At 54.7% G+C, this 14,240-nt stretch carries 9 protein-coding genes; 8 read left to right on the top strand and 1 reads right to left on the bottom strand.

The annotated features are described in order from the left end of the window. The first annotated feature begins 34 nt into the window (after window positions 1-34). The 7 genes from Q0N43_RS08585 (at window position 35) to queA (ending at window position 12,393) form a co-directional block, all read left to right on the top strand. A complete protein-coding gene (locus Q0N43_RS08585; RefSeq protein WP_295445379.1) occupies window positions 35-1,597 on the top strand; it encodes a leucyl aminopeptidase in 1,563 nt (520 codons plus the stop codon). Between the two features lie 364 nt (window positions 1,598-1,961). After that, on the top strand, window positions 1,962-5,066 hold the full coding sequence (locus Q0N43_RS08580; protein WP_295445376.1) for a TonB-dependent receptor: 3,105 nt from the start codon (window positions 1,962-1,964) through the stop codon (window positions 5,064-5,066). Window positions 5,067-5,279: 213 nt separating this feature from the next. Next, window positions 5,280-5,936, top strand: a complete 657-nt coding sequence (locus Q0N43_RS08575; RefSeq protein WP_295445374.1) for a hypothetical protein — start codon at window positions 5,280-5,282, stop codon at window positions 5,934-5,936. Between the two features lie 3 nt (window positions 5,937-5,939). Then, window positions 5,940-7,541 carry a tetratricopeptide repeat-containing sulfotransferase family protein gene (locus Q0N43_RS08570; RefSeq protein WP_295445371.1) on the top strand — a complete coding sequence of 534 codons (1,602 nt, stop codon included), beginning with the start codon at window positions 5,940-5,942 and terminating at the stop codon, window positions 7,539-7,541. Window positions 7,542-7,876: 335 nt separating this feature from the next. After that, window positions 7,877-10,453: an ATP-dependent chaperone ClpB gene (gene clpB, locus Q0N43_RS08565; protein WP_295445369.1), complete on the top strand. Its 2,577-nt coding sequence runs from the start codon at window positions 7,877-7,879 to the stop codon at window positions 10,451-10,453. A gap of 235 nt (window positions 10,454-10,688) precedes the next feature. Then, window positions 10,689-11,348 carry a peptidylprolyl isomerase gene (locus tag Q0N43_RS08560; RefSeq protein ID WP_295445366.1) on the top strand — a complete coding sequence of 220 codons (660 nt, stop codon included), beginning with the start codon at window positions 10,689-10,691 and terminating at the stop codon, window positions 11,346-11,348. Window positions 11,349-11,364: 16 nt separating this feature from the next. Then, a complete protein-coding gene (queA, locus tag Q0N43_RS08555; protein WP_295445364.1) occupies window positions 11,365-12,393 on the top strand; it encodes a tRNA preQ1(34) S-adenosylmethionine ribosyltransferase-isomerase QueA in 1,029 nt (342 codons plus the stop codon). 15 nt (window positions 12,394-12,408) lie between these two features. Here the strand turns inward: queA and pyk are convergent, their stop codons facing one another. Next, window positions 12,409-13,857: a pyruvate kinase gene (gene pyk / locus Q0N43_RS08550; protein WP_295445361.1), complete on the bottom strand. Its 1,449-nt coding sequence runs from the start codon at window positions 13,855-13,857 to the stop codon at window positions 12,409-12,411. An 80-nt stretch (window positions 13,858-13,937) separates the two neighbouring features. Between pyk and Q0N43_RS08545 the strand changes: the two genes are divergently transcribed. After that, the gene (locus Q0N43_RS08545) at window positions 13,938-14,240 is read left to right on the top strand and encodes a DUF1244 domain-containing protein (protein WP_295445358.1); all 303 of its coding nucleotides are present in this window, start codon (window positions 13,938-13,940) and stop codon (window positions 14,238-14,240) included.

The following is a 14,240-nucleotide window of genomic DNA, read 5'->3' as shown; positions in this document are numbered from 1 at the left end:
CATAACCAAGATTTACGGAAAGGAAAGTCCCTGTATGCATCGCAGCTTCTTTGCTCTTGCACTGGCAAGCGCCGGAATCACTCCCGTATATGCGCAAGCCGACGTCATTGGGTCGGGCATATCGCCATCGGCGGCGGCGCATTCGCAAACACGGCCAATCAATTTCACAACGACCGCGCCAACGTCCGGCGCTTTGGTCCTGCTGATGCGCAATGCGACGCTGCCCGCCAATGTGGTTGATGCAGCAACGGCGCAAGCCTTGAACGCGGCCATCGCTTCGGCAAAGTTTGAAGGCAAAGAGGGCAGTTCCGTGTCGCTACGCGGCATTGGCGGTTATGCGCGCATCGTCCTAAGCGGGGTTGGCGAAGAGGGCGACCGCATCACCCATATCCGCAACGCATCGGGCAAAGCGGCTCAGGATTTGCGCGATGAACCCCAGCCGGTCACGATTACGGGCGGCCTGAACCAAGACGAAGCCGCCGCAGCCGCTTTGGGCTATGCCATGGGCCAATATCGGTTCGACCGCTATAAAACCGTGGACCGTAAAGCGCCGCCCACAAACCCAGTGACCATCATCAGCAGCGATGCGGCCAGCGCGGAAGCTTTGTGGAAATCGCGCCATGCGGCCCTAGCAGAGGGTGTTTCCTTGTCCCGTGATCTGGCGGCTGAACCAGCCAATGTCATCTATCCCGAAACCTTTGTTGAGCGCGTCCGCGCGGCTTTCGGCAACACCGCAAACGTCAAGATTGAAGTGCTGGACGAACCCATGATGCGCAAATTGGGCATGGGATCGATTGTCGGCGTCGGACAGGGTTCGCGCCGCCCATCACGCTTGATGATCGTCGAATATCGCGGCGCTGGCGATGACCTTCCATTGGCGATGGTCGGAAAAGGCATTACTTTTGACTCCGGCGGCATGTCGCTGAAACCCGGCGCTGGCATGTGGGAGATGAAGGCAGACATGTCCGGTGCGGCCAACATCATGGGCGCTGTACTATCGCTCGCAAAATCAAAGGCGCAGGTGAATGTGATCGGCGTTGCTGCGCTGTCCGAAAATATGCCTGGCGGCAATGCGCAGCGTCCCGGCGACGTCGTGCGCACGATGAGTGGCAAGACCATTGAGATACTGAACACTGACGCCGAAGGCCGTTTGGTGTTGGCCGACGCCAATGAATATATCGTCGCCAACAAAAAACCCGGCGCTTTGGTCAACATGGCGACGCTGACAGGCTCCATCGTTGGCGCACTGAACGACGAATATGCCGGACTGTTCAGCCGTGACGACGGGTTGGCAGCAGCGGTTACCGCCGCGGGTACAGCAACGGGTGAAGAAGTTTGGCGTATGCCGCTCCACAAAAACTATCTCGATGATATGAAATCCGACATTGCGGACATCAAAAACGTCGTTGAGGGCGGCGGCCCCGGTGCAGGTCTTGGCGCTACCTTTATTGGCTTCTTCGTCGACAAAAATGTTCCTTGGGCGCATCTTGATATTGCGGGCGTCAACTGGGCGGACAAGTCCGGACCAGTGACGCCAAAGGGGGCATCGGGCTGGGGCGTGCAATTGTTGGATGCGCTTGCCCGAAACTGGAGATAATATCGGCGGCGGCGCATTTCCGGCCAAAAACCGTTGTTAGCCATCCTTTTGTTACGCCCCAGTCCGGTCATGGGAGCTTAACACCGATAATCGCCCCCGCCCCCCGCCTCCTGTTGGGGGGCTGGAGTATTCCTGCAACTATTAGAAGCTGTAAGGCGGCTATGTCGTTGGCGAACTCCGGGCGCTGAAGCGATTGGTGCTGACCTCAGCTTGACCAAGCATGTTTTACATGACGTGTTGTCAAAAATGTCTGAACCATGGTCAGTAGCGTAAGATCGCCCGATTTATGTGGCTTACTAACTTCCCTTTCAAATCGTAATTCGCTATGATAAGTAATAAAGGTGAAATATACGGGGAGCTTCTCATGAAAAAAACTAATAGCGGCGTTTCACGCCGGAATCGACGTGGACTTATTGGTGCATCTGCATTGGCGATGATAGTTACAAATCCGGCAGTCGCCCAGGATAACGTCGCGTCACAGTTGAATGAAGACGTAGCAGATGAAGAAGCCATTGTTGTTACAGGCTCCCGCATACAAGGCACGGATGCATTTAACAGCCCCGATCCAGTTACCGTGATCGACCCCGAAATTTCAGCCAAAGAAGGCCGGTTTGATATAGCCTCGACACTGCAAAGCTCGCCAGTTGCAGCAGGTTCAACGCAAATCACCTCGGCTATCTCGTCCAACTTTGTTACCGCTGGTGGACCGGGCGCGCAGACGGTCGACCTTCGTGGACTCGGCCCTAATCGTACGCTTGTATTGCTCAACGGACGCCGCGCTGGCCCCGCTGGAACCCGTGGCTCCGTATCGTCATTTGATCTCAACGTGCTGCCACAATCGATCGCGAAATCAATCGACATCGTAAAAACGGGTGCATCTTCGATTTATGGTTCTGACGCCGTGGCCGGCGTAGTGAATATAATGACCAAGACAACCCTAGATGGCCTGTATTTGAACGCTAACAATTCAGTGCCGTTGGGCAATGGCGGCGAGGAGTATCGCATTAACGCGATATATGGCAAAAAATTTGACCGTGGCCATATCATGATCGCCGGTGACTACAGCCACACCAACGAACTGAAGCGCGGTGACCGAGACTATCTCGCCTGTCCCGAAGCATATATATTCCGCCCCGATGGTTCACGCGCAGATCTTATCGACTCACGCACCGGAAAACCAAAATGTGAAGATTTGCCGGTCGGGCATGTGTGGACTTATAACTTAATCGATAATCTTGTGCTTGATGGCCCGGATGGTCCGAATACTGGTATCAACACTTCGCCAACTGGCGCGGTCATTTTAATGCAGTATCAATACCCTGGCGAGAGGCTCGGCGTTCCTGCTTACGGATCACCAGGGTTCGAAGGTGACTTCGGTGCACCTGCTGGATGGTTCCCGACCGGATATGATACCGCGTCGACGGCCATTCGGAATAACTATCATCCCTATGTTGAAGAACAGACGATCATACCAAAGACCGATTTATACACATTGTACGCAGATGCATCGTATGAGTTGACCGACTCAATCGAGGCATTTGGCGAATTCCTGTTTAACCGTCGTGAGACCTACCAAAACGGTTGGCGTCAATTCTGGAACTTCGGGTACACGGGCGACCTATATGGCACTGGTGCGCCCGCCACATTGTGGGCAAATGGTTGGACTGGTGTCAATTTGCTAAGCCCTACGGCAATCACCAATCAAAGCGACAGCAGTCAAAAGGTCGACTATTACCGCGGTGTAGGGGGCTTCCGCGGTAACGTTGGTAGTGCAGGTGACTGGAAATGGGAGATTTACGGACAATACAGCAGGAGCATCGGCCGCTACCGTACCCAACAAATTTTGCAGGACGTTTATGACACGGGATATTTCCAAAGCGCTTCATGCGTAGGAACGGTGACGCCTATCTCCGGCAAAAACTGCATCGATATACCTTGGAATGATCCAGACTTTCTGTTCGGTAAAATCACTCAGCCGCAAATCGATTTTCTTTTCGAATGGGAAGAGGGTAAAACTGTTTACACACAGCTAACAGGCGAAGCTTCTGTCAGTGGTAAGTTGCTTGAGTTACCAGCCGGACCTTTATCAGTTGCTGCAGGGGTTACTGCGCGTCGTGACAGAATTAACGATACTCCAGGCGAAATTACGCGTGCAGGAAACGCTTGGGGTGCATCTACTTCAGGCATTACGGCAGGTAAGAGCGAGACAAAAGAAGCCTTTGCTGAAATACGCGCACCCATCCTATCCGATACGACCCTGATTAAAGAGTTAACCGTGTCCGCCGCCGGGCGTTTCACAAACGTGACTGCAACGCGTGCACTCGACGGTTTGTCCGCCAGCGACAATGGAAACTTCACGTATAAATTTGGTGCCAACTGGGCGGTGAATGATTGGGTGCGGTTCCGAGGTAGCTACGGTACGTCATTCCGCGCGCCGGCGTTGTTCGAACAATTTTTGACCGACGAAACCAGTTCTGTGGCGCAAGGCCGTATCGACCCTTGCATTCGCTGGGCGGCCAATCTGGATCTCGGCATAATTACCCAAAGGACCGCAGATAACTGTGCCGCCGATGGTATTCCCGCGACCCATTCGGGGGCGGGAGTGAGCGCTAACATTACGGCATCCGGGGGTGTGGGAATCCTCAGGTCGGAAACATCAAAAGCTCTTGTAGTAGGGTCGGTACTCACACCCAAACTTAGTTTCTTGCCTGACACCCGGATCAACTTATCGGTCGATTATTTTGATATTAGGGTGAGCGATGAAATTACACAGCTTGGTGCCGGCAACATCTTGCGGGGATGTTATGGCTCGTTAGACTTTGCAAATGAGCCACTTTGTAATTTGTTTACCCGCGGGCAAACAGCCGCACCGTTTAATGTTGCCAACATCCAAGATAAATTCGTCAATATCGCCAGTCAGCGTAACAGCGGGATCGATGTTGCCGCAAATATCCGTCAGGATCTTGGAAACTTGGGCAGCGTATCGCTCACGGCAGACATGACGTGGCAGTTGAAGGATGATCTTATACTCCTTCCCGGATCACCCGGTACGTCAACAAATGGCGAGGCTGGTTCTCCGAAATGGGTTGGGGACTTCCGTTTGAACTGGCGATCGCCAAGTAGCGAGACTTCGATCTTTTACGGAATAAATGTCATTGGTGGGACATCCAACAATACAGATTTCCTTGATAGCAACGGAGGCAATCCCTGCATCAACTCAGCAGTCTATGGGGCATATTGCCCGAAGCTCACCACGCCGATGACATTCTACCATAATATGTCTCTGACACAGGAAATCGGTGAAAGATTTGATCTCACAGTCGGTATGAGCAACATCTTCGACACGCGGCCGCCTCGCGTATCGATTTTGAATGGTGGGCAGATCAGCACGTTAGGCCCAGTTGTGGCTGCGTCTCAGTATCCATTTGTTGGACGCCGTCTATTTGTGAACGTCTCTGCCAAATTCTAATTGGCGCATATAAAAGCAAGCGGGCGGTGTGGGAACATGCTGCCCGTTTTGTGTTTACCCAACGCAAACGGCGGATCCATCTAAATGGCGGAAATCAGAATAAGTCCAGACTCCCTCGACGATAAAAATCGCACCTTCGTTCAGATTCCTCTGACAAAGCCTGTGTTCTTGAACAGCGTGCCCAAAAGTGGAAGTCACCTGCTACGTAACATAATGCGTATGTTTGTTCCTGTAGAACAACAATATAAAGCCGATTTCATTCAGTGGCCAACTTTACAGCAGCACCGGATCGCGTTTGATCCATCGCGGCCAATGTTGAGCTGGGGTCATCTATTTATGACTGACGCCTCCATTATCGAAACGGCGCCTTGCAGGCGCATTATTCTATATAGAGATCCATATGACTGGGTGATTGCACGGGCGCGCTTCTTTATTTCCGAGCAATTTTCTGGCAATGTCGATCACCTCAAGTCAGGCGAACTGGAAGTAAACGACCTGTTGACTATGATGATATTTGGGCTGCCCGGCAAAGCGCCGTCGCTTAAAGATAGTTACGAGCTAACTGCAGCGGCATGGCTGGGCACTCGGGCCTATCCCGTCAGGTATGAGGATATTGTTCGCCATCTTGAAAATATCACAAGCAAAGAGGCAGAACAATTTTTTGCGCAACTGTTGTCAGCGTGCGAAATCGAGAAGCCATCCGACTGGCAAGCAAGAGTTAAAATCGGCTCCGATAGGCAACAGAGCGGAACGGCGCGAGAGAATTTAACTGGAGTATCCCATGATTTGCCCGAATCATTGAGCCTACGCCACCGCGCATTAGTGGACTATCATGCGCCGGGCCTGCGCATGCTCCTTGGCTACCCATAGGACATGCAAGAGATGACAAACGGTGTAGACCAGAATGGAGTAGCCGGATTTCCACTTTTGTCCGAGGCGAGCAAGCTGATGGTCGATAAAAAGCTCGACGAAGCCGCGCGCCTTACAATGGATCATTTGCGTCGATGTCCAAATGAACCCCGAGGCCTAGCCCAATTAGGCACTATTGCCATGCAACTTGGCGCGCTGGGCCAGGCAGAGCACTTTTTTCGACTTTCCTTGAAACATGGCGCAACATCCCCCGAGATGAAGCGTAATTTGGGTTCGATCTTAAACCAACAGGAGCGATTAGACGAAGCGCTGCTGCTGTTTGAAACGTTGCTTAAGGAGGAGGATGATCCGGCTCTGCGGGTGATTGTAGCAGTAATTCTCGATAAGCTGGGTCGGACCGAGGAAGCAATGATATTGCGCCAAGCCCTAGTCGAACAATCCCCTGAAAATCCTTTCTACTGGATAGCTTTGGGTCATAGTTTGCGGGCCGCGGGCCAGGTCGAAGATGCAATCAATGCGTATCGCACCGCAATAAAGGCGGACTTTGAATGCGGCGAGGCGTGGTGGGGTCTGGCCAGCATTAAAGCTCCTGTCTTTACCGATGATGATGTTGCACAAATGCGCCAAGCGATTGCAGTGGCAGTAGATGTTCGAAACAGTGCGCCTGCACATTTTGCATTGGGCCGTGCCTTGCATGATCGCGGCCGTTTTGCTGAAGCATTCGAACATTATGCGATCGGTAATCAGCAGCGGGCGGATAGCATTGGCTATGACCCAGATGAGCTGACGGCTGAGGTGGCTGAGGTAGAACGAACACTAAATGCGGCTTCTATCAACAAAATTCCAATGGCATCGCCACAGAATGATATTGCAATTTTTATTGTCAGCCTGCCACGTTCAGGCTCAACGCTATTGGAGCAGATGCTGGGAAGTCACGCTCATATCGAACCGGCTGGAGAACTTCCTTATATTCCAGCCATATTGCGATCTGCCATGGAGAATGCGACGAAGCATGGCAAAGTAACCGTGCCCCAACTCATTAAAAATATGAACGATCGGCAAGCCAGTGCCTTGGGCGATGAGTATCTGCGTCGCGCTAGGCTACACCGCAAGACCGATCGACCGTATTTCATAGATAAGTTACCGCATAACTGGAGCAACGTGCTCTTCATTCGGCGCATACTTCCACAAGCACGGTTCATCGACATCCGCCGCGCTGCAATGGATTGCTGCTTTTCAAACTTCACTCAATCATTTTCTTCAGCGCACGCCTCGTCTTTCGTTCTAGAGGACGTGGCGAGATGTTATGTCGACTATGTGCGCTTTATGCAGCACATCTCTTTAAACGTCCCGGGTATGGTGCATCATGTTGAATATGAGCGTTTGATCGAAAATGCAGAAAATGAGTTAAAAGCTGTTCTAGAGTATCTCGAACTTGGCTGGGACCCCTCAATGCTTGATTTTCACAAGCTGGGGAGGGTTGTACGCACACCCAGCAGCGAACAGGTGCGCCGACCGCTGAACCGTGACGGTATGGATATTTGGGTGCCTTACCGCGAGTGGCTCGAACCGCTGCGGAAAACATTAGATGGATTTATCATTTAATCGTCCGTCCCTTATCGCGCAGCATTCGTCTATTTCTCTGGCGTTGGGTATCGCTATCGCAGCGTGGTTTGTACACCTGAACATGCCGCTATTGTGTCAACGACTACATTAGATTTTCAGTTCATCAATCCAATACGCTTGGTCCAAAAAAGGTTTACCCGGTCGGATTCCAGCATGCTTTGGTCCGTTTTTAGCCAGTGGTCGCCCCTTGAACCCATTGCAAGTCCAGACAACTCCATTCTGTATACTTGTGTTGCGAAAATGCCGCACTACATTCTGTGTGGACGTGGAGCATTTGTGGGCAAGGGCCCCATCGGCATTTTAGGAAATAGCGCATGAACCTCGAAAAATTCACGGACCGCGCCAAGGGTTTTCTGCAAAGCTCACAGACTGTGGCCATTCGCATGGGTCATCAGCGGATCGGCCCTGAACATCTCCTAAAAGCTTTGCTGGAGGATGAGCAGGGCATGGCGTCTGGCCTGATCAAGGCCGCAGGCGGCGACGCGGCTACGGCACTGCGCGAAACCGATGTGGCGCTGGCCAAGGTGCCTGCAGTGTCCGGCGGCGGCGCGCAGCAGACCCCAGGCCTCGACAATGACGCCGTGCGCGTGCTTGATGCTGCCGAACAGGTCGCGCAAAAGGCGGGCGATAGCTATGTCACTGTTGAACGCCTGCTGCTCGCGCTGGCGCTGGCGAAAACCAGCACAGCGGGCAAGGCGCTGGCGGCCGCAGCGGTCACAGCCGAAGGGCTAAACGCTGCTATCAATGCCCTGCGTGGTGGCCGCTCAGCCGATACCGCTGGCGCCGAAGACCGTTACGACGCGCTCAAGAAATTTGCACGCGACCTGACCGAAGTCGCGCGCGCGGGTAAGCTTGACCCCGTCATTGGCCGCGACGAAGAAATCCGCCGTACGATCCAAATCCTTGCCCGCCGTACTAAGAATAACCCCGTGCTGATCGGCGAGCCCGGCGTTGGCAAGACCGCAATTGCCGAGGGGCTAGCCTTGCGCATCGCCAATGGTGACGTGCCTGACAGCTTGAAGCACCGCAAATTGCTGTCGCTCGATATGGGCGCGCTGATTGCAGGGGCAAAATATCGTGGCGAGTTTGAAGAACGGTTGAAGGGCGTGCTTGATGAGGTCAAGCAGGCAGAGGGCGACATCATCCTGTTCATCGACGAAATGCATACGCTTGTCGGCGCAGGCAAAGGCGAAGGCGCGATGGATGCCGCCAACCTCATCAAGCCAGCTTTGTCGCGTGGCGAACTGCATTGCATTGGCGCAACTACGCTGGATGAATATCAAAAACATGTCGAAAAAGACCCGGCGCTGCAACGCCGCTTCCAACCGATTTTTGTCGGTGAACCGACAGTCGAGGACACGATTTCCATCCTGCGCGGGTTGAAGGAAAAATACGAGCTGCACCATGGCGTGCGTATTACCGACAGCGCGCTGGTGAGCGCCGCCACCTTGTCACACCGTTATATTTCCGACCGTTTCCTGCCTGACAAAGCCATCGACCTGATGGACGAGGCGGCGTCGCGCCTGCGGATGGAGGTGGAATCCAAGCCCGAAGAGATTGAAACGCTCGACCGCCGGATCATCCAGTTAAAAATTGAACGTGAAGCGCTGGGCAAGGAAAGCGATGCGGCGTCAAAGGACCGTCTGGCGAATCTGGAGGGTGAGCTGGCCAATTTGGAGCAGCAGTCGCTTGAACTCACGCAGCGTTGGCAGGCGGAGAAAGACAAGATTTCCGCTGAAGCGAAGATCAAAGAACGTCTGGATGGCGCGCGCATCGAGTTGGAACAAGCGCAGCGGTCTGGCGACCTCGCCAAGGCAGGTGAGCTGCAATATGGCACGATACCCGGCTTGGAAAAGCAACTGGAGACGGCCGAGGCCTCAGCAGGCAACGCGATGCTGCGCGAGGAAGTGACCGCACAGGATATCGCAGGCGTGGTGAGCCGCTGGACAGGTATTCCGGTCGACAAAATGCTTGAGGGCGAGCGCGACAAGCTGCTCAACATGGAACAACTCATCGGCGCGCGCGTGATTGGCCAGAAGGACGCGATCGCGGCGGTGTCAAAGGCCGTCCGTCGTTCCCGCGCTGGGCTTCAGGACCCGAACCGCCCACTTGGTTCATTCCTGTTCCTTGGGCCAACGGGCGTCGGCAAGACTGAATTAACGAAGGCGCTCGCTTCGTTCCTGTTCGACGATGACAATGCGATGGTCCGCATCGATATGTCCGAATTTATGGAAAAGCATAGCGTCGCGCGGCTCGTCGGCGCGCCTCCGGGCTATGTCGGATATGAAGAGGGCGGCGTGCTTACTGAAGCCGTGCGTCGTCGGCCCTATCAAGTCGTCCTATTTGACGAGGTCGAAAAAGCGCATTCCGACGTGTTCAACATCCTGCTTCAGGTGTTGGACGATGGCCGCCTGACCGATGGCCAAGGCCGCACGGTGGACTTCTCAAATACGCTTATCATTTTGACTTCTAACTTAGGCAGCCAGCATCTCGCTGCGTTGGAAGACGGGCAGGATGTAAAAGAGGTCGAGCCGCAGGTGATGGACATCGTGCGCGGACATTTCCGGCCGGAATTCCTGAACCGGTTAGACGAGGTCATATTGTTCCACCGACTCGGCGCAGATCACATGGCCCCGATTGTCGAAATTCAGGTCCAGCGCGTCCAAAATCTGTTGAAGGATCGAAAGATTACGCTGTCGCTGACGGAAGAGGCCAAAACGTGGCTTGGCCGTGTGGGATATGATCCGGTCTACGGCGCACGCCCGCTTAAGCGCGCTATTCAGCGCTATGTTCAGGACCCTCTGGCCGACATGCTGTTACGCGGTGAAATTCCGGATGGTAGCACGGTTGCGGTTGACGAGGGTGACGGGGCTTTGAAGTTCAAGGTTTGAACTTTAAGCTTTTATTTGGTGGGTGCCTTTGGTGGATCAAATGTTCCTAGCTTGCGCAACAATCTGAAGCGATATTAGAAATTTATTTAACGAATGTTGCCTTTATACTACAGTGGATTTGGTGCGTATTCGATGCCGTTTGCCGTAGCACTCGCACGCCACTGAAAATGGTTCATGACAGCGACAGCGTCGTTGGTTAAAGGATAGTCATCCAGTTCTCTGAGGCACGCAATTCATGTCCCTTCGTTCGGTATTTTCAAAGCTGACTATTCTCTTGCTCGGCATCGTTGCTGCGGCGCTGTCTCCGGCCATGGCGCAAACTACCGCGCCCGTATCAGCGCCAACTGCGCCGGATCTAGAAAACATGCTGGTGCTAGATTTGTCCACCGGCGGCCGGGTGACCATTCAAATGTTTCCCGCTGTCGCCCCGGCGCATGTCGAGCGCATCAAGACATTGACACGGCTAGGCTTTTATAACGGCGTTATTTTTCACCGGGTGATCGATGGCTTCATGGCGCAAACGGGTGATCCCAAGGGTACTGGCCAGGGTGGATCCGAGCTTCCCGACCTTAAGGCAGAATTTAACGACACCCCGCATTTGCGCGGCACCGTCTCGATGGCGCGCACGAATGAACCCGACACAGCCAACAGCCAGTTCTTCATTTGCTTCCAACCCCGCTTCAGCCTTGATAAAAAATACACCGCCTTTGGCCGTGTAACCTCGGGCATGCAGTTTGTGGACGCGATTGAGCGCGGTGAGCCGCCAGTGAACCCAAGCACAGTCATTCAAGCATCAATAGCGTCTGATAATGTCGCGGCGCCGGCCTTTGCTGCGCCGGTCGCTGCCGTGGTGCCTGAGGCGGCGATTACCTTAGACCAGCTGGGCGGCAATTAATCGGACCCTGCGTTCCATGCGTGTTGATTTATTTGATTTCGAGCTTCCGCCCGAGCGGATTGCCCTGCGCCCTGTTGCGCCCCGGGATTCGGCGCGAATGCTGCGCGTTGGCGCTGGGGGCGACCTAAACGACCAGACCGTACGTGACCTGCCGGCAATGTTGCGCAAGGGCGATTGCCTCATCTTCAACGATACGCGGGTTATTCCGGCGCAGCTTCAGGGACGGCGCGGGGATGCGACCATCGGTGCAACGCTGCACAAAAGGATCGACTTGCGCCGCTGGCAAGCCTTTATCCGCAACGCCAAACGCTTGCACCCCGGTGACAGCGTTGAGTTTGGTCATGGCGTTAGCGCGACGGCCGAAGAACGCCATGACGACGGCAGCTTCACGCTGTATTTCGAAGGCGATGAACCTGTCGAAATCTTGCTCCAACGTGCAGGGACTATGCCTTTACCGCCCTATATTGCGGGCAAGCGCCCGACCGACGCACGCGATGCGCAAGATTATCAGACGATGTTCGCGCAAAAGGATGGCGCCGTTGCCGCGCCCACGGCCTCTTTGCACTTCACGCCGGCATTGATGCACGCGGTCCAAGCGGCAGGTATCGAAACGGCGACGCTAACGCTGCATGTGGGTGCGGGCACATTCCTGCCCGTTAAGGCCGACGACACTGACGCACATCGGATGCATAGCGAATGGGGCAGCATTGACGCCGAAACGGCCAATCGGTTGAACAATTTACGCGCAACTGGCGGGCGCTTGATCGCGGTTGGCACAACGTCGCTCCGTCTGGTTGAGAGCGCAGCGGATGCACAGGGCGTCGTGCACCCCTTTGAAGGCGACACCGACATTTTCATCACACCGGGTTACCGATTCAAGACGATTGGCGGCCTGATGACCAATTTCCATCTGCCGAAATCAACGCTGTTCATGCTGGTCAGCGCGTTGATGGGCCGCGAGACGATGCAAGCGGCTTATGCGCATGCGATCGCCAACGAATATCGGTTCTATAGCTATGGCGACAGCAGCCTTTTGTTGCCTTAGCCAAGTCGCACAGTCTTAATGGTTCTTCAATTCGTCACCTGTCAGGCGCACGATATGCAGCATATTGGTTGATCCCGGCGTCCCGAAAGGCACGCCTGCCATAATAATGATGCGGCCACCTGCAACACCCAAATGATAGCGCAGCGCCATGCGCTTACCCTTGGCGACCATTTCCTCAAACGACCCAATGTCCTTGGTCCGCACGGCAAAGGCACCCCACAATAAGCCAAGACGGCGCGCGGTCGACTGACTTGCCGTCAATACAAGAAGCGGCACAGAAGGACGTTCGCGCGATATCCGGCGCGCAGTGGAGCCCGATGAGGTGAAGCAGACGATCGCGCTGGTTTCAACCATGTCGACAATCCGCCCGCTGGCCTCGGCCAAGGCATCGGCGGTGGTGCCATCTGCTGGTGTTTCGGTAAAATGGATGCGCTTGAAGAAATCAGGGTCGCCTTCAACCTCTTGCGCGATTCGGTCCATGATCGACACCGCCTCAATCGGCCACGCCCCGGCCGCAGTTTCCGCAGACAGCATCACGGCATCTGCGCCGTCGTAAATTGCCGTGGCAACGTCCGAAACCTCGGCGCGGGTGGGGGATGGCGAGACGATCATCGATTCCAGCATTTGCGTTGCCACGACCACCGGCTTACCCATGCGCCGCGCGGTCGACACAATCTTCTTCTGCAAGGGCGGCACTTGTTCAGGGCGCATTTCCACACCAAGGTCGCCGCGCGCGACCATCACGCCGTCGGCCAATTCAATGATTTCTTCCAACCGCCCGATGGCGGCAGGCTTCTCGATCTTGGCCAGCAAAGCCGCCTTATTGCCAATCAGCTTCTTGCCTTCGGCGACATCTTCTGGCCGTTGGACAAAGGACATGGCGACCCAGTCCACCCCCTGCTCCAAGGCAAAAGCGAGGTCCGAGCGATCCTTTTCGGTCAACGCGGCAATCGGGATCACAACGTCCGGAACATTAAGGCCCTTGCGGTTCGACAACGTCCCGCCAACCTCGACCTTCGTTACAATATGGTCGGGGCCAATCTCGGTCACCCGCAACACAAGCTTGCCATCGTCAAGCAACAGCCGTGCATGCACTTCCAACGCTGCGAAAATTTCGGGGTGCGGCAGATGTACGCGGTGCGCATCCCCCAGCGTCGGGTCCGTATCCAATCGGAAGCTGTCGCCCGTGTGCAGTTCAACCTTGCCCTCGGCAAAGCTTCCCACGCGCAATTTGGGGCCTTGTAGATCAACCAATATGGTTGTCGGCCGGTTATACGCCTTTTCCAGCGCGCGGATATTGGCAATCAGCTGCGCTTTATCGGCTTGCTCGCCATGGCTCATATTGACGCGGAAAGCATCTGCGCCTGCACGGAAAAGCTTTTCGATCATTTCTGGCGTGTCACTCGCTGGGCCCAATGTCGCCAATATGCGGACCTTGCGCATGCGTGGCTTATGATATTGCATGAAATTGGCTCCGCGATCTGGATTTTGACGTTCACCTTCCCCATAACGCGGCACATCAACAACGGAAAGGGCGCATAGCTATGCAACAGGACACGCACATTTCAGACGCCGCCGCCGCCGCGGCATTTCGCCGCCTCGTCGCACATCTGCAACACCGGCATGATGCGCAGAACATCGATTTGATGGGCCTAGCCGGATTTTGCCGCAATTGCCTGGCCGACTGGGTGATGGAAGCCGACGGACAGCTAACCAAGGATGAAGCGCGCACGCTGATCCACGGCATGCCAGCGTCGGAATGGAAAGCAAAATATCAAAGCGAAGCAACGCCCGCGCAATTGCAACGCATGCAGGAAAGCGTGGCGAAAAACGCCCCTTCGCATTAA

This window comes from Sphingorhabdus sp. EL138, from assembly GCF_945882965.1.
In the GTDB taxonomy this organism is placed as follows: domain Bacteria; phylum Pseudomonadota; class Alphaproteobacteria; order Sphingomonadales; family Sphingomonadaceae; genus Sphingorhabdus_B.
This window is presented reverse-complemented; position numbering and strand designations above follow the sequence as displayed.